General features: G+C 70.3%; 18 protein-coding genes. 7 read left to right on the forward strand and 11 right to left on the reverse strand.

Annotated features, from left to right (window positions below; genetic code table 11):
- Window positions 1–412 precede the first annotated feature (412 nt).
- Entirely contained in the window at window positions 413–970 is a 558-nt protein-coding gene (locus ACGF12_RS16135) for a Uma2 family endonuclease (RefSeq protein WP_393029445.1), read from the reverse strand.
- Window positions 971–1,183: 213 nt separating this feature from the next.
- Window positions 1,184–1,396, reverse strand: coding sequence for a DUF397 domain-containing protein (locus ACGF12_RS16140; protein WP_393029448.1), 213 nt, complete (start codon window positions 1,394–1,396; stop codon window positions 1,184–1,186).
- 151 nt (window positions 1,397–1,547) lie between these two features.
- Here ACGF12_RS16140 and ACGF12_RS16145 point away from each other — a divergent pair, with 151 nt between their 5' ends.
- From ACGF12_RS16145 to ACGF12_RS16165, 5 genes are all read left to right on the forward strand, one after another.
- The gene (locus ACGF12_RS16145; RefSeq protein WP_393029451.1) at window positions 1,548–2,732 is read left to right on the forward strand and encodes a helix-turn-helix domain-containing protein; all 1,185 of its coding nucleotides are present in this window, start codon (window positions 1,548–1,550) and stop codon (window positions 2,730–2,732) included.
- A gap of 296 nt (window positions 2,733–3,028) precedes the next feature.
- On the forward strand, window positions 3,029–3,304 hold the full coding sequence (locus ACGF12_RS16150; RefSeq protein ID WP_393029454.1) for an ATP-binding protein: 276 nt from the start codon (window positions 3,029–3,031) through the stop codon (window positions 3,302–3,304).
- The gene (locus tag ACGF12_RS16155) at window positions 3,301–3,456 is read left to right on the forward strand and encodes a hypothetical protein (protein ID WP_393029457.1); all 156 of its coding nucleotides are present in this window, start codon (window positions 3,301–3,303) and stop codon (window positions 3,454–3,456) included. Before ACGF12_RS16150 ends, ACGF12_RS16155 begins: the two co-directional genes overlap by 4 nt.
- 54 nt (window positions 3,457–3,510) lie before the next feature.
- The gene (locus ACGF12_RS16160) at window positions 3,511–3,786 is read left to right on the forward strand and encodes a hypothetical protein (RefSeq protein ID WP_393029460.1); all 276 of its coding nucleotides are present in this window, start codon (window positions 3,511–3,513) and stop codon (window positions 3,784–3,786) included.
- The gene (locus tag ACGF12_RS16165) at window positions 3,783–4,940 is read left to right on the forward strand and encodes a methyltransferase domain-containing protein (protein ID WP_393029463.1); all 1,158 of its coding nucleotides are present in this window, start codon (window positions 3,783–3,785) and stop codon (window positions 4,938–4,940) included. The genes ACGF12_RS16160 and ACGF12_RS16165 overlap by 4 nt, the downstream gene beginning before the upstream one ends.
- Before the next feature lie 42 nt (window positions 4,941–4,982).
- Here ACGF12_RS16165 and ACGF12_RS16170 read toward each other — a convergent pair whose 3' ends face one another.
- From ACGF12_RS16170 to ACGF12_RS16180, 3 genes are all read right to left on the reverse strand, one after another.
- A complete protein-coding gene (locus ACGF12_RS16170; RefSeq protein ID WP_393029466.1) occupies window positions 4,983–6,158 on the reverse strand; it encodes an alpha/beta hydrolase family protein in 1,176 nt (391 codons plus the stop codon).
- 121 nt (window positions 6,159–6,279) lie between these two features.
- Entirely contained in the window at window positions 6,280–7,416 is a 1,137-nt protein-coding gene (gene mnmA, locus ACGF12_RS16175; RefSeq protein ID WP_393029469.1) for a tRNA 2-thiouridine(34) synthase MnmA, read from the reverse strand.
- A gap of 51 nt (window positions 7,417–7,467) precedes the next feature.
- Window positions 7,468–8,649, reverse strand: coding sequence for a cysteine desulfurase family protein (locus tag ACGF12_RS16180; protein ID WP_393029472.1), 1,182 nt, complete (start codon window positions 8,647–8,649; stop codon window positions 7,468–7,470).
- Between the two features lie 169 nt (window positions 8,650–8,818).
- Between ACGF12_RS16180 and ACGF12_RS16185 the strand changes: the two genes are divergently transcribed.
- Window positions 8,819–9,586: an IclR family transcriptional regulator gene (locus ACGF12_RS16185; RefSeq protein WP_393029475.1), complete on the forward strand. Its 768-nt coding sequence runs from the start codon at window positions 8,819–8,821 to the stop codon at window positions 9,584–9,586.
- Here the strand turns inward: ACGF12_RS16185 and ACGF12_RS16190 are convergent.
- Entirely contained in the window at window positions 9,492–10,151 is a 660-nt protein-coding gene (locus ACGF12_RS16190; RefSeq protein ID WP_393029478.1) for a trimeric intracellular cation channel family protein, read from the reverse strand. The genes ACGF12_RS16185 and ACGF12_RS16190 overlap by 95 nt on opposite strands.
- A gap of 148 nt (window positions 10,152–10,299) precedes the next feature.
- On the opposite strand from ACGF12_RS16190, the gene ACGF12_RS16195 reads away from it, so the two are divergent.
- Window positions 10,300–11,643, forward strand: a complete 1,344-nt coding sequence (locus ACGF12_RS16195) for an acyltransferase family protein (protein WP_393029481.1) — start codon at window positions 10,300–10,302, stop codon at window positions 11,641–11,643.
- Window positions 11,644–11,768: 125 nt separating this feature from the next.
- On the opposite strand, the gene ACGF12_RS16200 is transcribed toward ACGF12_RS16195, so the two are convergent.
- The 5 genes from ACGF12_RS16200 to ACGF12_RS16220 form a co-directional block, all read right to left on the reverse strand.
- Window positions 11,769–12,833 (reverse strand): ABC transporter ATP-binding protein, encoded by a 1,065-nt coding sequence (locus ACGF12_RS16200; protein ID WP_393029484.1) that lies wholly within the window; start codon window positions 12,831–12,833, stop codon window positions 11,769–11,771.
- A gap of 34 nt (window positions 12,834–12,867) precedes the next feature.
- Window positions 12,868–13,959, reverse strand: coding sequence for an ABC transporter ATP-binding protein (locus ACGF12_RS16205; RefSeq protein WP_393029487.1), 1,092 nt, complete (start codon window positions 13,957–13,959; stop codon window positions 12,868–12,870).
- Window positions 13,956–14,966 carry an ABC transporter permease gene (locus tag ACGF12_RS16210; protein ID WP_393029490.1) on the reverse strand — a complete coding sequence of 337 codons (1,011 nt, stop codon included), beginning with the start codon at window positions 14,964–14,966 and terminating at the stop codon, window positions 13,956–13,958. The genes ACGF12_RS16205 and ACGF12_RS16210 overlap by 4 nt, the downstream gene beginning before the upstream one ends.
- Window positions 14,967–15,064: 98 nt before the next feature.
- Window positions 15,065–16,843, reverse strand: coding sequence for an ABC transporter substrate-binding protein (locus tag ACGF12_RS16215; RefSeq protein ID WP_393029493.1), 1,779 nt, complete (start codon window positions 16,841–16,843; stop codon window positions 15,065–15,067).
- Window positions 16,844–16,895: 52 nt separating this feature from the next.
- Entirely contained in the window at window positions 16,896–17,885 is a 990-nt protein-coding gene (locus ACGF12_RS16220) for an ABC transporter permease (RefSeq protein ID WP_393029496.1), read from the reverse strand.
- Between the last annotated feature and the right edge of the window lie 84 nt (window positions 17,886–17,969).

Raw genomic sequence — 17,969 nt, forward strand, 5'->3', positions numbered from 1 at the left:
TCCCCGCCCCCCCGCCCCGCCCGCCCCCCCCCCCCCCCCCCCCCCCCCCCCCCCCCGCGGGGGGGCCGGGCCGGCCCCCCCCCACCCCTGGGGCGTCCATGGGAAACCGGCAGGCCCTGATATGTAGCGGACTTTGTCAAGCGCATCGGCCTCGGCCCGCTCACCCTGCTGCGCCCGCTCGCCGTCGCCCTCGCCTGCCTCGGCGCGGCCCTGGGCGGCGGCGCGCCCGGCCTGCTGGTCGGCGCGGTCGCGGGCGCCGCCATGCTGTGCGTCGAGCCCCTGGTGCACCGGCGCTGGTACCGCCAGGTGCAGTAGGTAACTCCCCTGCCCGGCGGCGCTGCTCGGCGAGCAGGCCGCCGGGATCGGGGGCGCTACGAGCGGGTTGAGCTCATCGGCCGGCGGTTCCCGAGCATCAGTCCTTGTACGGAACGAGCTTCGAGAGGCTCAGCGTGAAGCCGAAGGGCTCCGGAATGGTGATCGCGTCGCCGAACTTCCGGTCGCTGCGGGTGTGGTACCGGTCATGGTTCGGCTCGGAGAACAGCGTCACCGTCTGCTGGCGCGGGTCCACGATCAGATAGAGCGGGATGCGCATCACGGCGTAGTCGTGCAGCTTGTCCATCCAGTCGTTGCCCGGATTGGACGGCGAGACGATCTCCACAGCGATCAGGGCTTCTGCGGCGGGGGCCTTGTTACCCGGCTCGGACAGGACATCAATGGGAAGGTAGGTCAGATCCGGCTTCCGCCCCTTGGAGACGTCCGGGCCGACGATCTCGCTCCGCTCGCTGGGGAGATAGCCGTCAGGAGCGTGCTTCTCGAACTGCCTACGCACCTGGGCCACGTTGAGCTGATGAATGTTGGACGGCGACGCCTGCATGATCAGCGTGTCCCCGGACCATTCGATCCGGACGCCGTCCGGGGCGATCCGCTCCAGCTCCTCGATGAAGTCGCGGTGCTGCTCGTAGAAGGTCATGCCGTCCCCTCCGGATGGCGTCCAGGGCTGTCATCGGCCGTGAGGCAAGGTCGGCCCCACGCGGCTCCACCCACTATGACCGACCGCACCCTCCCTGGCTCTCTCCGGCAGCCCGTGGGGTTCAGCAGTCGCGCCGGGGCAAGTCCACCGAAGGGCGCCGAGGAGGAGGCCCCTGTCCGCTCGGGCAGGGGCCTCCTCCAGGTCTCCAGCGGCTCAGAACTCGCCGAACTCGCCGGACTGGACGGCGGCGACGAATGACGCCCAGGCTTCGACCGGGAAGACGAGAGCGGGACCCTGAGGGTCCTTGGAGTCACGGACGGGGGCCAAACCGGGGAAGTTCGGGGCCACCTCAACGCAAGTCCCGCCGTTGTTGCTGTAGCTGGACTTGAACCACGCGGCGCCGGACAGGTCTACAGGGGGGATCATGACGTTCCTCTCACGCCTTGCGAACTGCGGATCATCTCCAGCGACGCGGCCTTCGACAGTGCTTCCACCTGGAGCTGATCCGGTTACCGAGGAGATCCCGCCACCTTCGGCGGGTATCGTCCGCAGTGGTCGCTACGAACGGAGTACCAGTATGCCCAGGCACGTCTCCGAGCACACCGGCGAGCGGATCGCCCAATACCGCAAGCTTCGCCACCTGACGCAGCGTGAACTCGCCGCCCGCGCCCACATCTCGTACAGCATGCTCACCAAGGTCGAACAGGGTGCCAAGCCGGCCACGCCTGCCGTGATCGCCGCCGTCGCGCGGGTCCTGTCCGTACAGACCGTCGACCTCACCGGCCAGCCGTACCTGACCGAGTTGCGACAGGACGAGCTCGACGTGCTGATCCAGCCGATCCGCGAGGCACTCGACCTGTACGACCTCGGTGCCGATCCCGATGTCACCGCCCGCCCGATAGATGAACTGCACGTCGATGCCGAGCAGTTGTGCGCCCTGGTCCGCGAGACACACATCAAGGACGCGGCCCGGGCCCTGCCAGCCCTGATCGCCGAAGCCACCACGGCCGCGCACACCGCCCCCTCGGAGAAGGCGTGGCAAGTGCTGGCCAACACCTACCGGACGGCCTACGACATCACCACCAAGCTAGGCTTCGCGGATCTGTGCGTCGTGGCCCTGGATCGAATGGCATGGGCAGCCGAGCGCGGATCCGACCCGGTGCTCGCCGGAGTCCGCCAGTATCTCCGCTCGCTGGTCTACCTGCGCTCAGGCCAGTACGAGATGGGAAAGCGACTCGTCGGGGTCGGCATGGGCACCCTCGGACAGGCAGATTCCGGCCGAGTCCGGGACGTGGCGGTGGGGCAACTCCATCTCGGTGCCGCCGTCCTCGCCGCCCGGTCCGGTGACGGTGACGCGGCGGCCGAGCACGTCTCGGAAGCACAGCGAATCGCCGAGGTCACAGGCGAGGCCACACAGGTGCACTGGCTCTCGTTCGGCCCCACGAACGTGGCCGTGCATCAGGTGGCAACGCTGGCCGAGCAGTACCAGTACGCCGAAGCCGTACGGGCCGCCGAACAGCTCCACATGCCAGCGGATTGGCCGGCTTCGCGGGCAGCCGCGCACATCGCAGAGGTGGCCCGGGCCCAGCTGTGGATCGGCCGCCCGGAGGCGTCGTTGAGGTCGCTGCAGCAGGCACGGGAGCTCGCTCCGCAACAGATGCGCTACCACCCGATGGTGCGCGAGACCGTCGCTGGCCTTGTCTCGGCGCACCGGTCGACGCCGGGCACGCTCTCCAGCATGGCCCACTGGGTCGGAATCTGACGATCACTCAATGGAGTCGGACTATCACTGAGGAGTGATAGTCCGACCCTTCTCCTGGGGCGATGCTCTCGGTAGCGAGACAACTACGCCAAGGAGAAGTGCTGATGCCCCTCCTCTCGAATGCCGTGAGAGGCGACGCCGCGCCGGTATGTAACGTGGGCGCGAGAGTCCGTCCGCACTCCGAGCCGGCGACGGTCTGCCTGCCGTACCGGCCTGAATCGGTGGCGGTCGCGCGTCGCTTCGTCGCGACGAAGCTGCAGGAGTGAGGGCTGGACGACCTCCTGGACGACGCCTCGGTGATCGTCAGTGAGCTGACCACCAACTCGGTCAAGACCGGCTGCCAGACGCGCATGGTCGTCGCCGTGCGCCGCCCGACCGACCAGATCATCCGCATCATCGTCGGTGATGGTTCTCGCTCGATGCCCGCGATGGTCGACGCCGGGCCCGATCGCACCTCAGGCCGAGGGCTGGCGATCGTCCACCGGCTCACGCGCGGGCGCTGGGGCGTCACTCTCCTCCCGCTGGGAAAGATCGTTCACGCCGATCTCGCGGTCGCTGAGCCGCCTTCGTGAACCACACCGGCCTTTTGCCGCAGGACGATTCCGAAGATCCACCGCCGCCCTCCCCTGATCCCGTCCGGGTCTGGACCGCCTACGGGGTGTCGGCAGCAGGCGTGCTGCATGTCATCGCTGCGGCCCTGTTGCTGATCAACCGCAGACACTGAACCCCGCCCGCGCCGCCGGGCCGGCGGCGCGGGCGGGAACACCACCTCATCTCCATGACCGACCGAGAGGAGTACTGCCATGTCTACGCCCAGGCCGAAGCCACCCCCGCCGAAGCCGGAGAGCCCGCCTACGCCCCGGCCGCCGGATCTGTAGGGGCACGCCGACAACCAACGATCAACCGAACTGGAGGAGTTATGGGCTGGGGAACCGACAAGCCCAGCGGCGGCAAGCACGGGGGCAAGAAGGACCCGGGCACGAGCAAGCCGTCGCCGGACGGATCGCGGCCGGCGCCCGATCCGAAGCACAGGAAGGGCGAAGGCGAGAAGTGACGGAACCCGTGCATCGACCGGAGCAGGCCGCCGTGCGCGGCCTGCTCCGGGCCGTCGGCGAAGCACTCGGCGGCCCCGTCCCACACGAATGGAAGGAAGCGATCAGGGCGGTTCCGCGCCATCGCTTCCTGCCCGGACGGATCTGGCTGGAGGACGGCAAGGGAGGCTACGAACCTTGCGACCTCCAAGCCGACGGCGAGCGCTGGTTCGAAGCGGCGTACTCGGACGTGCCGATCGTTACGCAGGTCAACGACGGCGAGGAGCCGACTGACCCTGCTGATGCCTGGCCGTCCTCATCGGCGTCCGCCCCCTCGATCGTGGTCAGGATGCTTCGCGATCTTGATGTTCGGCCTGGGATGAGCGTCTTGGAGATCGGTACCGGAACCGGGTGGAACGCGGCGCTCCTGGCACACCACCTTGGTGGTGGACATGTGGCCTCGGTGGAGATCGACGCCGAGGTCGCCCGCCAGGCGTGGGCCTCGCTCAATGCGGCGGGGCTGAACGTCAACGTGGTCTGCGGGGACGGTGCTCGCGGCTGGCCTCGACGCCAGCCGTACGACCGGGTCGTCTCAACCTGCTCGGTTCGGCGGGTGCCGTGGGCGTGGATCGAGCAGACGAAGCCCGGCGGGATCGTCCTCACGCCCTGGGACAGCCCCATGCTCTGCTGGGGGCTGCTCGAGCTCACCGTCGAACGCGACCGCGCGCAGGGGCGGTTCGGCCCGCACTCCGCCTTCATGCTGATGCGCAACCAGCGGCGGGACCTTCGCATCTTCCGGGACGTCGTGCGCGACGAGCACGTTCCGGAGGAGTCCAGGACGTCGCTGCCGCCCTCACGGATCACGGGAGACCAGTGGGAGGTGCGGTTCGCGCTCGGGCTCAGGTTGGGCGATGCGTGGACCGCCTGGGAGGAGGACGAGGAGCGGCTTTGGGTCGCGACGACGGACGCCCTCTCCTGGGCGGCCGTCGATCGCGACGACGAGCACTTCACGGTCTGGCAGTACGGACCACGCCGCCTCTGGAGCGAGGTGGAGGCTGCCCACCGGTGGTGGGAGGCCCAAGGCAGCCCAGGACCGGAGCGCTTCGGTCTGACGGTCACCCCGGAGGGTCAGTGCGCTTGGCTCGACTCCCCGGACAACCCCGTTCCACGGCCCTGAACGGGCCCGGCCGTCCGCACCGGGCGGCCGGGCCCGTCACAATCACGGCTGCTGGAAGAGCACCTCCGGGTTCGCCGCCGACGGGCCGTCGAGCAGCGGCTGGTGGATGCCCTTCAGGGTCTGGTCGAAGAAGGCCCCGACGTACTCCCGGGTCAGCTGCATCCCGCGCTCCGGCGAGGTGGTCGTCCCCGGAGGGAGCGGAAGACCGAGCTCGGCGGCCAGGACCTCGACGTCCGTGAAGCTGCCGTGGTTGGTGCCCGCGACGGCCAGCCAGGGCTTGTAGCCGTTCCAGCCCGCCCAGGTCTGGCCCCAGGACGCGTCCCCGCCGCCGGCGGCGTGGTTGCTCTGCTTGCCGAGCAGGAGGAACGAGCGTCCCTCCAGCTTGTCGGTCGGGATCGGCGCCCAGAACGTTCCGTCCATGTTCACCCCGGCCTGGATCCGCTGGTCATCGGCCATCGCGTTCAGCGTGGACGCGCCGCCGATCGAGTGGCCTGCCATGCCTGTGCGGTCGCGGTCGATCAGGTGTGACAGGCGCCAGGCCGGGTGGTGCCCGGTCAACTGGTCCAGGACGAAGGACACGTCCTTCGCCCGGCTGTCAGGGAGCGAGTCCGGTGCGCCGCTGTCGCACAGCGCGCAGCCCGAGGTGCTGCCGTCGGCGAGCGTCTCGCCGGAGTCCTCGTAGGTGTGGCCGACCAGGGCCACCACGTAGCCGTGGCTGGCGAGGTCGGTCGCCAGGCCGGTCAGCGTGGCGCGGGGGTTCTCGAAGCCGGGCGAGAGCACCACCAGCGGGAACTTCCCGCCTGCGGCCTTGGCATCGGTGTAGGAGTACGTCTTGGTGTTCACGAGGTCCTGCGGCTGGACTCCGGTGCCCGGCGGGACCCGCGTCGCCACGAAGTTCTGCGCCTCGCCGAGGGTCATGTACGGAGCGGGCTCGCCCGTGTTCTGCCGGGCCGGGTAGAACATCGTCACCGCGAGCTGCCGCGGCCCGGCCGAGGGCACCCAGGGGTCGGTGCGGCTCTGGTCGGTCAGGTGCAGCACCTCCTCCCCGGCCGCGTACGGCCCGGTCGGACGGGGCAGCTGGCCGTGGAAGGCGACGGGGGCCGAGGCGGCGGCCACCGTGGGGGACGGCGACGGCGAGGCCATCGCGGCCCCGGCCAGCGGAAGCGGAAGGGCGAGGACGAGGGCGGCGATGGCCGCGATACGGCGGGATCGAGTCATGCCGTTGACGTTAGGTTCGCGGCCCGACCTCCCGAATCAGCCCGACGAATGCCATCTCCGGCCGCGGTCATCCGGGCGATTCAGCGTCGTCATCCCTCTGGATGACGACGCCATGACCCACTCAGGCATGGACCGCCGGGCGCTCGGTGGTGGCGATGGTGGCGGAGCCGATGACGCGGGTGCCGTCGTACAGCACGACGGCCTGGCCGGGGGCGATGCCGCGCGCCGGGGTGTCCAGGCGGACGTGGAGCTCGCCGTCGACCATCGAGGCGGTGACCGGGACCTCTTCGCCGTGGGCGCGCAGCTGGGCGGTGTAGCGGCCCTCGGCCAGCTGCTCGCTGCCGCACCAGCGGGGGCGGATGGCGGTCAGGGCGGTGACGTCGAGGCCCTCGACCGGGCCGACGGTGACGGTGTTGTTCACCGGGGAGATGTCCAGCACGTAGCGCGGCTTGCCGTCGGCCGCCGGGCGGCCGATCCGCAGGCCCTTGCGCTGGCCGATGGTGAAGCCGTACGCGCCGTCGTGCTCGCCGAGCTTGGTGCCGTCGACGTCGAGGATGTCGCCGGTGGCGGTGCCGAGGTGCTTGGCCAGGAAGCCCTGGGTGTCGCCGTCGGCGATGAAGCAGATGTCGTGGCTGTCGGGCTTCTTGGCGACGGCCAGGCCCCGGCGCTCGGCCTCCTCGCGGATGGCTTCCTTGGTGGTGTCGCCGAGCGGGAAGAGCGAGTGGGCGAGCTGGTCGGCGTCGAGCACGCCGAGGACGTAGGACTGGTCCTTGGCGGCATCGACGGCGCGGTGGAGCTCGCGCTCCCCGGACGGCAGGTCGACGATCCGGGCGTAGTGGCCGGTGCAGACCGCGTCAAAGCCCAGCGCGATCGCCTTGTCCAGCAGCGCGGCGAACTTGATCTTCTCGTTGCAGCGCAGGCAGGGGTTGGGGGTCCGCCCGGCCGCGTACTCGGCGACGAAGTCGTCGATCACGTCCTCGCGGAAGCGCTCGGCGAGGTCCCAGACGTAGAAGGGGATGCCGATCACGTCGGCCGCCCGCCAGGCGTCCCGGGAGTCCTCGATGGTGCAGCAGCCGCGCGCCCCCGTACGGAAGGACTGCGGGTTCGCGGACAGCGCCAGGTGGACGCCGGTCACCTCGTGCCCCGCTTCGACGGCGCGGGCGGCGGCGACGGCGGAGTCGACTCCGCCGGACATCGCCGCGAGCACGCGCAGACGGCCGGTGGACGGAGTGGTCGGGGCACCCGGGAAGTCAGTCATGGTGAATACAAGAGTACGGGGCCGTGGAACATGCCCGGCCCCGTACCGGAGCTACCGCCGGACGGACGCCAGACCCGCGTTGCGGGCGCGCTGGACGGCCGGTGCGATGGCCTCGACCAGCGCCGTGACGTCCTCGCGCACCGAGGTGTGCCCGAGCGAGAACCGCAGCGAGGCACGGGCGAGCAGCGGGTCCACGCCCATCGCCAGCAGCACGTGGCTGGGCTGCGGCACCCCCGCCGAGCAGGCCGAGCCGGTGGAGCACTCGATGCCCTGGGCGTCCAGCAGCATCAGCAGCGCGTCGCCCTCGCAGCCGGGGAAGGAGAAGTGGGCGTTGGCGGGCAGGCGGCCCTCGGCGGCCGGGTCGCCGTTGAGCACCGCGTCCGGCACGGCGGCCAGCACCCCGGCCACCAGCTCGTCGCGCAGCGCGCCCAGGGTGACCGCGTGCTCGGCGCGGTGCTCGACGGCCCAGGCCGCGGCGGCCGCGAAGCCGGCGGCGGCGGGGGCGTCCAGGGTGCCGGAGCGCACGTCGCGCTCCTGCCCGCCGCCGTGCAGCAGCGGGACGGGCGCGGCGCCGCGGGAGAGCAGCAGCGCGCCGATGCCGAACGGGCCGCCGATCTTGTGCCCGGTGACGGTGAGTGCGGTGAGCCCCGACTCGGCGAAGGAGACCGGAACCTGACCGAGCGCCTGCACCGCGTCGGCGTGCATCGGGATGCCGTACTCGGCGGCCACGGCGGCCAGTTCGCGCACCGGCTGGACGGTGCCGACCTCGTTGTTGGCCCACATCACGGTGACCAGCGCGACCGAGGACGGGTCGCGCTCGATCGCCTCGCGCAGCGCCTCGGGGTGCACCCGGCCGTATCCGTCCACCGGCAGGTAGTCGACCGACGCGCCCTCGTGCTCGGAGAGCCAGTGCACCGCGTCGAGCACCGCGTGGTGCTCGACCGGGCTGCACAGCACCCGGGTGCGGGCCGGATCGGCGTCCCGGCGGGCCCAGTACAGACCCTTGACGGCCAGGTTGTCGGACTCGGTCCCGCCGCCGGTGAGCACGATCTCGCTCGGGCGGGCACCCAGCGAATCGGCCAGCGACTCGCGGGACTCCTCGACCACCCGGCGGGCTCGGCGGCCGGCCGCGTGCAGGGACGAGGCGTTGCCGACCACCCCCAGGTGCGCCGACATCGCGGCGATCGCCTCGGGCAGCATCGGCGTGGTCGCCGCATGGTCCAGGTATGGCATAACCATCCGATTGTAGAGGGCACCCCGGTGCCGTGATCCAGACCTGCGCACCGATCCGGCCACCGGGCGCGGGCCGGCCGGACGGCGGTGTCCGGGACTGGTTTGTACCACTGCGCCGCCCAGCGGTTAGCCTGACGAACACTTCTCAAGCGAGTTCCAGGGGGGCGTCATGTCGCAGTCGGTCGACCGCGCGCTGACCCTGCTCGGCTCGCTCGGCGACGGACCGCTCTCGCTGGAGCAGGCCGCGAGCAGCCTCGGGGTGCACAAGTCCACCGCGCTGCGGCTGCTGCGCACCCTGGAGGAGCACGGCTTCGTCCGGCGCCAGCCCGACCTGCGCTACCGGGTCGGCGGCCGGGTGCTCTCGCTGGCCGACCGGGCGCTGGAGGACTTCGACGTCCGGCAGGTGGCCGCGCCCTACCTGGCCGCGCTCAACGCGCGCTGCGGCTACACCGTCCAACTGGCCGTGCTGCACGACGGCGAGGTGCTCTACCTGGACGAGGTGGCCGGGCCCTGGGCGGCCCGGCCGTCGCGGATCGGACGCCGGGCGCCGGTCACCGGGACGGCGGTCGGCCGGGTGCTGCTCGCCGGGCTGTCCGCGGACGGGCCGTGCGAGGAGACCGACCTGGCGGCGGTGCGCCTGCGCGGCTGGGCGGCCGAGTCGGCCGAGCACCGGGAGCCGGTGACCTGCGTGGCCGCGCCGGTCGCGGGCAGCGGCGGACGGACGGTCGCGGCCTGCGCGCTGAGCGCCCCGGCCAGTCAGGTGCGGCCGGCCGAACTGGCCCGGATGGTGCCGGAGCTGCTCTGCACGGCCGAGGCGATCTCGCTCGCGTGCGGCGGCTCGCCTACTCCTCGCTGGTGCGAGAACCGTTGCGGTGCCAGGCCCGCGGGGCACGCCAGCCGTACTTCAGGGCGAGCATCCGCAGTCCGAAGGCGGTGAGCGCGGCGGCGGTGCCGGTGGCGCCGGTGAGCCGGTTCGCGCCGATCAGCACGGCCACCAGGGCGGCGCCGACCAGGGCCGGGACGGCGTAGATCTCCCGGTCCCAGCGCAGCAGCGAGGGGATCTCCCCGGCCAGCACGTCGCGGATCACGCCGCCGCCGGCCGCGGTCACCATGCCGAGCGCGACGGCGGCGACCGCGCCCAGCCCGAAGTCGTGCGCCTTGGCGGTGCCGGTGACGCAGAACAGCCCGAGGCCGAGGGCGTCCAGGGTCTGCACCGCCCGGTTGATCCGCTCGACCTCGGGGTGCAGGAAGAACACCACCAGTGCGGCGGCCAGCGGGGTGAGGAAGTAGCCGAGGTTGGTGAAGGCGGCCACCGGGGTCGCGCCGATCACCAGGTCGCGCATCACCCCGCCGCCCAGGGCCGTGACCTCGGCCAGCACACAGATCCCGAAGATGTCCATGTTCTTGCGGACGGCGAGCAGCGCTCCGGAGAGCGCGAAGACGAATATGCCGATGAGGTCCAGCGACTGCTGCACGTCGGAGGGGAAGATCTGTGAACTCACCGTCCATGTGTACCCGATGCGACACGCATGTCGGGACAAGGGTCACAGTCCGGATGAAATCGTCTCGCGGGCGGGGTCTTCCGCGACTCGCCCACGAACCGCCCGCCCCGGATTCCGCTAACCTCCGCCTGTGACGCTGAAACCCCCCGTGCCTGTGACGCTGAAGCCCGCCGCCGCCCGGCTCGGCTGGCTCGACGCTCTACGCGGCATAGCCGCGCTCTCCGTCGCCGTCTATCACCTGGCACTGCCGTTCCACTGGCTGCACGCCGACCACGAACCGCGCTACCTGGACCCTGGCATCTTCGGCGTGATGCTGTTCTTCCTGGTGAGCGGGTACATCATCCCGGCCTCACTGGAGCGGCGCGGCGACGTCCGCTCGTTCTGGGCGGGCCGGTACTTCCGGATCTACCCGGTGGTGATCGTCACCGTGGTCCTCAGCCTCCTGATCATGCCGCGCAACCACTCGGTGATCCAGGGCTGGGCGTTCGACCACCCGCTGCTCACGCTGGCGGGCAACGGCCTGATGATCCAGGACCTGATGGGCGTCACCAACGTCATCGGGGTGATGTGGACGCTCTCCTACGAGATGCTCTTCTACTTCTTCGTGACGGCCCTGTTCGTCAACGGCCGGCACCGGCAGAGCGCCCCGCTCGCGATCGGCTTCGCCGGCATGGCGCTGGTCCTCGGCGCCTGGCTGCCGCTCGGCTCGCTCACGGCCGGCGGCCTGCCGGCCACCAGGCACCTGGTGCTGGCCGCCGTGGTCGTCGTGGTCACCGCGATGGTCTGCATCCTCACCGGCCGGGCCGACCTGACCCGCTGGGGCGGGACGATGCTCGGCGCGCTGGGCCTGGTGCTGCTCCTGCTGAACAGCCGGTCCGCCGCCTTCGAGTCCCTGATGATCTTCGCCACGATGTTCGCCGGGACGGTGCTGTACCGGCTGGAGCACGGCCAGATCGACCGCCTGCCGGCACTGCTGTGCTGCGCCTTCGTCCTCACCGCGGGCTTCCTGTCCGGCTTCATGTACAACCACGACCAGGCCCTGTGGCGGACCTGGAGCGAGACCTGGAAGTCGTTCTCCTTCGCCTACCTGGCCGCCTGGGTCGTGTTCGCGGCCGGGATGCTGCTGCGCCACCGCCGCTTCCCGCGCTGGCTGGCCTGGCTGGGAACGGTCAGCTACTCGGTGTACCTGCTGCACAACCCGCTCATCCACTTCATGAACTGGAAGCTGGAGGGGCGCCCGCCCTTCACCTCCTGGCAGGACCGGAGCCTGCAGTTCTTCGGCTTCATGGCCGTCCTGCTGGTGATCAGCTACCTCAGCTACCGCCTGATCGAGATCCCGTTCCAGAACCTCGGCCGCAAGGCGATCAAGGCGCTGAACCGCCGCTTCCCGGCCACCGCGCTGCCGGCTCGTCCGGTCGCCCAGACCTCGCGCGAGCCGGAGTCGGCCGCCGCGCCCCGGGAGACGGAGCCCGTCCCGAGCGGCCGCGGCTGACGCCGACGGCGTGAACGACGAGAGGCCGCCCGTCCCCGAGTGGGGGCGGGCGGCCTTTTCGCACCGGTCCTACGAGTCAGCCCCGCTCTCCGGGCTGCGCCTACTCGTTCCCCTCGGGGCTGTGCCTACTCGTTCCCCTCGCTCCGCTCGGGGAAGTGGCAGGCCACCTGGTGCCCGGTCTTCAGCGCCGCCAGCGGCGGCTCCTGGGTGGCGCACACCTCCTGCGCCTTCCAGCAGCGCGTCCGGAACCGGCAGCCGCTGGGCGGGTTGATCGGCGAGGGCACGTCGCCCTTGAGCAGGATCCGCTCGCGCCCGGCCCGCTGGCGCCGGCGCGGGTCCGGCACCGGGACCGCCGACATCAGGGCGTTGGTGTACGGGTGCATCGGACTGCGGTAGAGCGAGTCCCGGTCGGCGATCTCGACGATCTTGCCGAGGTACATCACCGCCACTCGGTCCGAGACGTGCCGGACCACCGAGAGGTCGTGCGCGATGATCAGGTACGTCAGGCCCAGCTCCCGCTGGAGGTCGTCCAGCAGGTTGACGACCTGCGCCTGGATCGACACGTCCAACGCGGAGACCGGCTCGTCCGCGACGATCATCTTCGGCTTGAGCGCGAGCGCCCGGGCGATGCCGATGCGCTGGCGCTGGCCGCCGGAGAACTCGTGCGGGTAGCGGTTGTAGTGCTCGGGGCTGAGCCCGCACAGCTCCAGCAGTTCCTGGACGGCCTTCTTGACCCCGCCCTCGGGCTGCACGCCCTGGAGCTTGAACGGCGCGCTGACGATGGTGCCGACGGTGTGCCGGGGGTTCAGCGAGGAGTACGGGTCCTGGAAGATCATCTGGATGTCGCGGCGCATCGGCCGCATCGCGCCGACGCCCAGGTGGCTGATGTCGGCGCCCTCGAACTCGATCGTCCCGGCGGTGGGTTCGTCGAGCCTGGTGACCAGCCGGCCCATGGTCGACTTGCCGCAGCCGGACTCGCCGACGACGCCCAGCGTCTCACCGGCGTTGACCGTGAAGTCGATGCCGTCGACGGCCCGCACCGCGCCGGTCTGGCGCCGCAGCAGTCCGCCGCGGATCGGGAAGTGCCGGGTCAGGCCGGTCACCCTCAGCAGCGGCTCGCGGTCGGAGGCGGGCGCCGGGGAAGCCCCATTTCCCCGTGTGAGGGGCGTGGCCCCCTGAGTGTCCGTCATCGGTTCTCTCCAGAAAGGTGGTACGAGGCCGGGCTCACAGCCGGGGCGCGATCTCTTCGGCGAAGATGCGGTGCCGCTCGTCGGCCGGCAGGTGGCAGGCCGCGAAGTGGCCGGGCGCGGCCTCGGTCAGCACCGGGAGCTCGCTCGTGGAGCGCCCGCCGGTCAGGGCGGCGTACGGGCAGCGCGGGTGGAAGGCGCAGCCCGACGGCACGTTGATCAGGCTGGGCGGGGTGCCCTTGACCGGCACGAGGCGGTCCTGCAGCTCCCGGTCCAGGCGCGGCATCGATCCCAGCAGGCCCCAGGTGTAGGGGTGTTCGGGCGCGTCGAAGAGGGTCTCGGCCGGGCCGCGCTCGATGCACTTGCCGCCGTACATGACCAGGATGTCGTCGGCGATCTCGGCAACCACCCCGAGGTCGTGGGTGATGATGATGACGGCGGAGCCGAACTCCTCCTGGAGGTCGCGGATGAGGTCCAGGATCTGCGCCTGGACGGTGACGTCCAGGGCGGTGGTGGGCTCGTCGGCGATCAGCAGCGAGGGGTCGTTGACCAGGGCCATGGCGATCATCGCGCGCTGGCGCATGCCGCCGGAGAACTGGTGCGGGTAGTCGTCCACCCGCCGGTCCGGCTGCGGGATGCCGACCCGGTCGAGCATCTCGATCGCACGGGCCCTGGCCTGCTTCTTGGAGGCCTGGGGGTGGTGCACCCGGTACGCCTCCATGATCTGCGCGCCGACCGTGTAGTACGGGTGCATCGCGGTCAGCGGATCCTGGAAGATCATCGCCAGTTCGCGGCCGCGCAGTTGGCGCACCCGGTCCGGTCCGGCCGCGATCAGCTCCTCGCCGTCCAGCCGGATCTCACCGCTGATCCTCGCCCGCTTGGAGCGGTGCAGGCCCATGATGCCCAGCGAGGTGACGGACTTCCCGGAGCCGGACTCGCCGACGATGCCCAGGGTGCGGCCCTTGTGCAGGTCGAAGCTGACCCCGTCCACCGAGCGGACCAGGCCGTCGTCGGTGTCGAAGTGGATCCGCAGGTCGCGGACGGACAGGAACGGGTCGCCCAGGGGCGTCGGCGCGGCGTCCGCCGGGGCGGAATCGGCGTCCGCCGGAGTCTTCTTGAGCTCGGTCACGAGAGCCTCACGCGGGGGTCGACGAGGGCGTACAGGAGGTCGACCACGAGGTTGCAGACGACGATGAAGAAGGCGGCCAGCAGGGTGACGCCGAGGATCTTGGGCAGGTCGTTGTCGGTGATCGCCTGGACGGCGAACTGGCCGATGCCGTTGAGCGAGAAGACCTGCTCGGTGATCAGCGCACCGCCGAGCAGCAGACCGAGGTCCATGCCGAAGATGGTGACGATCGGGGTGAGCGCGGAGCGCAGCCCGTGCTTGACGACCACCTTGCGCTCGACCAGGCCCTTGGCCCGGGCGGTGCGGATGTAGTCCTCGCTCATCGTCTCCAGCATCCCGGCGCGGGTGAGCCGGGCGTAGAGCGCGGAGTAGAGGAAGGCCAGCGAGATCCACGGCAGGATCAGGTTGCGGGCCCACATCAGCGGGTCGTCGGTGAAGTTGACGTAGTGCAGGTTGTCCAGGATCGGCCACTCGTAGCTGAACACCGTCAGCAGCAGGGCGCCGGTGAAGAAGACCGGCAGCGAGACACCGGCCAGGGCGACGCCCATGGAGAGCCGGTCGAAGATCGACCGCGGCTTGAGGGCCGAGATCACGCCGGTGGTGATGCCGGAGAGCAGCCAGAGCACCGACGCGCCGATGGCGAGCGAGATGGTGACCGGGATCCGGCTGGTCATCAGCGGCCAGACCTCGAGGTGACTCTTGAAGGAGTAGCCGAAGCAGGGCACGTGGCAGGTGGCCGGTTCCGGCCCGAACTTGTACTCGGCGCCGGCGACCAGTGCCTTCAGGAAGTGCCAGTACTGGGTGTACAGGGGCTGGTCGAGGCCGAGGTTCTGCTTGACCGCGGCGATCGCCGTGGGCCCCGGGTCCTTCCCGATGTACTGCGCGGCCAGCTGGTCGGTGGTCTCGCCGGCCAGGCGCGGAAGCAGGAAGAAGATCGCGAAGGTGACGGCGCTGACGACCAGCAGCAGCAGCACGGCCGCGAAGATCCTGCGGATGATGTAGGCAAACACAGTTGGGCGGCTCCGGCGGCCCGCCGCCGTCCGGGGTCTTCCGGACGGCGACGGGCGCCGCTGCCTTCACCTGCCTTCAGGGATGCGGAGCCAGGCTCTTACTTGGTGGTGCCGATGTTCAGGTAGTCGTACTCACCCGAGAAGGCCGAGGTGGAGGCCATGTTGGTGGCGCTGTCCGGGCGGTACAGGAAGACCTTGAAGTCGGTCAGCGGGACGTAGGCCGCGGACTCCATGACCTTCTTGTCGATGTCGCCGTAGATCTTCTCGCGGGCCGCCCGGTCGGGGTTGACCGCGGCGTCGTCGATCATCTTGTTGACGGCGGGGTCGTTCAGCTGCGCGAGGTTGCTGTTGCCGGAGGGCTTGATCGCGCGGCCGTCGACGATCTGCTGCAGGAAGCCGTAGCCGGTCGGCCAGTCGGCGCCCCACTGCATCATCATCAGACCGATGTTGTGGTCCTGGGTGAACTGCGGCGCACCGGCCGAGTCGGTCAGGTACTTGCCCTGCGGGTACTGCTGGATCTCGACGTTGATGCCGATCTTCTTCAGCTGCGCCTGGATGGCGGTGGCCGCGGCGACCTCGGTGGCGCGCTCGGTGCGGGCGGACAGGACGGTGCTGAAGCCGCCGTCCTTGCCGCAGGCCTTCAGGGAGTCCTTGGCCTTGGCCTCGTCACCCTTGTTGTCCTTGGTCTCGTACAGGTTGAAGTCCTGGTGGCCCGGGATGTCCGGCGGGAGCACGGTGCTGGCCACCTGGCCGCGGATCGGGCCGCCGAGCGCGGTCTGCACCGAGACCTTGTCGATCGCGTACTGGACGGCCTTGCGGCAGTCGATGTTGTCGAACGGCGCGACCTTGGTGTTGATCGCCATGTAGACCAGGCGGCCGCCGTAGGCGTTGTCGGTCTTGGCCTTGAGCTTCGGGTCGCGCAGGATCTGCGCCTGGGTCTGCGGGTCGACGCCGCCGCCCACCAGGTCGACCTGGGCGTTGCCGGCCAGCAGGTCCTTGTCGATGGTGGCCTGGTCGATGTTCATCTTGAGCACGATCTTGTCCGCCAGCTGCTTGCGGATCGGGTCGGTGCCCTTGTCCCAGTTGGTGTTCGGCACCAGGACGGCCTGCTTGCCGTCCTCGTAGGTCTCGAACTTGTAGGAGCCCGAGGACACGATGTGCTTCACGTAGTCGGCACCGGTGTCCTTGGCCTGCGGGACCGGCGCGGTCTGCGGGGCGCTGACCAGGTAGTCGAAGTCGGCGAAGGGGTGCTGGAGGTGGAAGACGACCGTGGTGTCGTCCGGCGTCTCGATCGACTTCAGGTCGCCGGTCTTGTCCTTGTACGGACCCTGGTACGGCGTCGGGTTGTCGACCAGCAGGTCGTGGAAGTACGTCGGGCCGTTGGAGTTCACCTCGGGCGCGTAGTTCGAGCGCTCCACGGCGTACTTGACGTCCTTGGAGGTGATCGGGGTGCCGTCGTCGTACTTCAGGCCGGCGCGCAGCTTGTACGTCCAGGTCAGGCCGTCCGCGCTCGGCGCGCCCATCGACTCGGCGAGGTCCGGGACCAGCTTGTTGCCGTCCTGGCCCGGCGCCGGGTTGAAGGTGGTGAGCGAACGAGCGTACAGACGCGCGAAGTTGTAGATGTACGCGTAGTAGGTGTTGCCCGGGTCGAGGGAGTCCGGGGTGCCCTTCATCTCGTAGGTGACCGTCCCGCCCTTCTTGTCCGAGGCGTTGACGATCTGCTTGGTTGCCGCGTCGGCGCCGCCGCCGCTCGCGTCGTTGGAGCCTGCCGAGGACGAGGAGCCGCTGTCGCCGTTCTTGGAGGACGAACAGCCGGTGACGACCAGGACCGCGGCGGCGGCCGCGGCGGTCAGCGCGAGGGTACGGGACCTACGCATGGGTGAGATCAACCCCTTGAGGATGTGGAGGAGGGAGTGTCCTGACGCAGTGTCAGTTGCTCTTGGGATCGAGGGCGTCACGCAGCCCGTCGCCGAGCAGGTTGAACGCGAGCACGGTGATGAAGATCGCCAGACCGGGGACCACCATGTACTGGGGGTCGACCTGGTAGTAGTTCTTCGCGTCGGCGAGCATGCCGCCCCAGGAGGACTGCGGGGGCTGGATGCCGACGCCGAGGAAGCTCAGCCCGGCCTCGAAGAGGATGTTGGTCGGGATCAGCAGGGTCGAGTAGACCAGGATCGGGCCGGCCAGGTTGGGCAGCAGCTCCTTGAACAGGATGAACGGGCCGCGGGCGCCGAGGCTGCGGGCCGCGTGGACGAACTCCCGCTCGCGCAGCGACAGCGTCTGTCCGCGCACGATCCGGCCCATGTAGGGCCAGTTGAAGAAGCCGATCACGAAGATCAGCACCATGATGTGCAGCGGGAGGCCGTGCAGGCCGAACGCGCCGCCCTGGAGCGAGGCGGAGATCGCGATGGCGAAGAGCAGCAGCGGGAACGCCAGGAAGACGTCCATCAGCCGGCTGATCAGGGTGTCCACCCAGCCGCCGTAGTAGCCGGCCATCACGCCGAGCACGGCGCCGATGGTGTTGGACAGGACGGTCGCGCCGAAGGCGACCAGCAGGGAGACCCAGGAGCCGTCGACCACGCGGGCGAGCAGGTCACGGCCCTGCAGGGGGTCGATGCCGAGCGGGTGGTCCGCGCTCATGCCGCCCCAGTCCCCGAGCGGCAGGCCACCGAGGTTGGCGTCCAGCAGGTCCGGGTTCGGGTTGTCGGGGTCGAGCCCGAACAGGGACTCGATCGGCCCGGACAGCACGGCGAGCAGGATCAGCAGGATCACCACGATGCCGCCGGCGACGGCGGCCTTGTCCCGCTTGAAGCGGGTCCAGGCGATCCGACCGAGGGAGCGGCCCTCGATCGTCTTGGCCGGGCTCGCGGTGGCTGGTGCCTCCGGTTCGTTCCCGGTGGTGGTCACGGATGCGGTCATGGTCAGTTGGGTCCCCTCGCCGACGGTGGCCGGCCCACGGGTGCCGGGCGCCGGCTTCGGCGGTGCGGCTGCGGACGTGCGGAG

Origin of the sequence: Kitasatospora sp. NPDC048296, from assembly GCF_043201815.1 — a bacterium.
Classification (GTDB): domain Bacteria; phylum Actinomycetota; class Actinomycetes; order Streptomycetales; family Streptomycetaceae; genus Kitasatospora.

What these genes read in the sequence shown, in the direction of transcription:
- ACGF12_RS16135 (WP_393029445.1), bottom strand. Translation starts at nt 970, where the DNA reads ATGACCTTCTACGAGCAGCACCGCGACTTCATCGAGGAGCTGGAGCGG.
- ACGF12_RS16140 (WP_393029448.1), bottom strand. Translation starts at nt 1,396, where the DNA reads ATGATCCCCCCTGTAGACCTGTCCGGCGCCGCGTGGTTCAAGTCCAGC.
- ACGF12_RS16145 (WP_393029451.1), top strand. Translation starts at nt 1,548, where the DNA reads ATGCCCAGGCACGTCTCCGAGCACACCGGCGAGCGGATCGCCCAATAC.
- ACGF12_RS16160 (WP_393029460.1), top strand. Translation starts at nt 3,511, where the DNA reads ATGACCGACCGAGAGGAGTACTGCCATGTCTACGCCCAGGCCGAAGCC.
- ACGF12_RS16170 (WP_393029466.1), bottom strand. Translation starts at nt 6,158, where the DNA reads ATGACTCGATCCCGCCGTATCGCGGCCATCGCCGCCCTCGTCCTCGCC.
- mnmA (WP_393029469.1), bottom strand. Translation starts at nt 7,416, where the DNA reads ATGACTGACTTCCCGGGTGCCCCGACCACTCCGTCCACCGGCCGTCTG.
- ACGF12_RS16180 (WP_393029472.1), bottom strand. Translation starts at nt 8,649, where the DNA reads ATGCCATACCTGGACCATGCGGCGACCACGCCGATGCTGCCCGAGGCG.
- ACGF12_RS16185 (WP_393029475.1), top strand. Translation starts at nt 8,819, where the DNA reads ATGTCGCAGTCGGTCGACCGCGCGCTGACCCTGCTCGGCTCGCTCGGC.
- ACGF12_RS16200 (WP_393029484.1), bottom strand. Translation starts at nt 12,833, where the DNA reads ATGACGGACACTCAGGGGGCCACGCCCCTCACACGGGGAAATGGGGCT.
- ACGF12_RS16215 (WP_393029493.1), bottom strand. Translation starts at nt 16,843, where the DNA reads ATGCGTAGGTCCCGTACCCTCGCGCTGACCGCCGCGGCCGCCGCCGCG.
- ACGF12_RS16220 (WP_393029496.1), bottom strand. Translation starts at nt 17,885, where the DNA reads ATGACCGCATCCGTGACCACCACCGGGAACGAACCGGAGGCACCAGCC.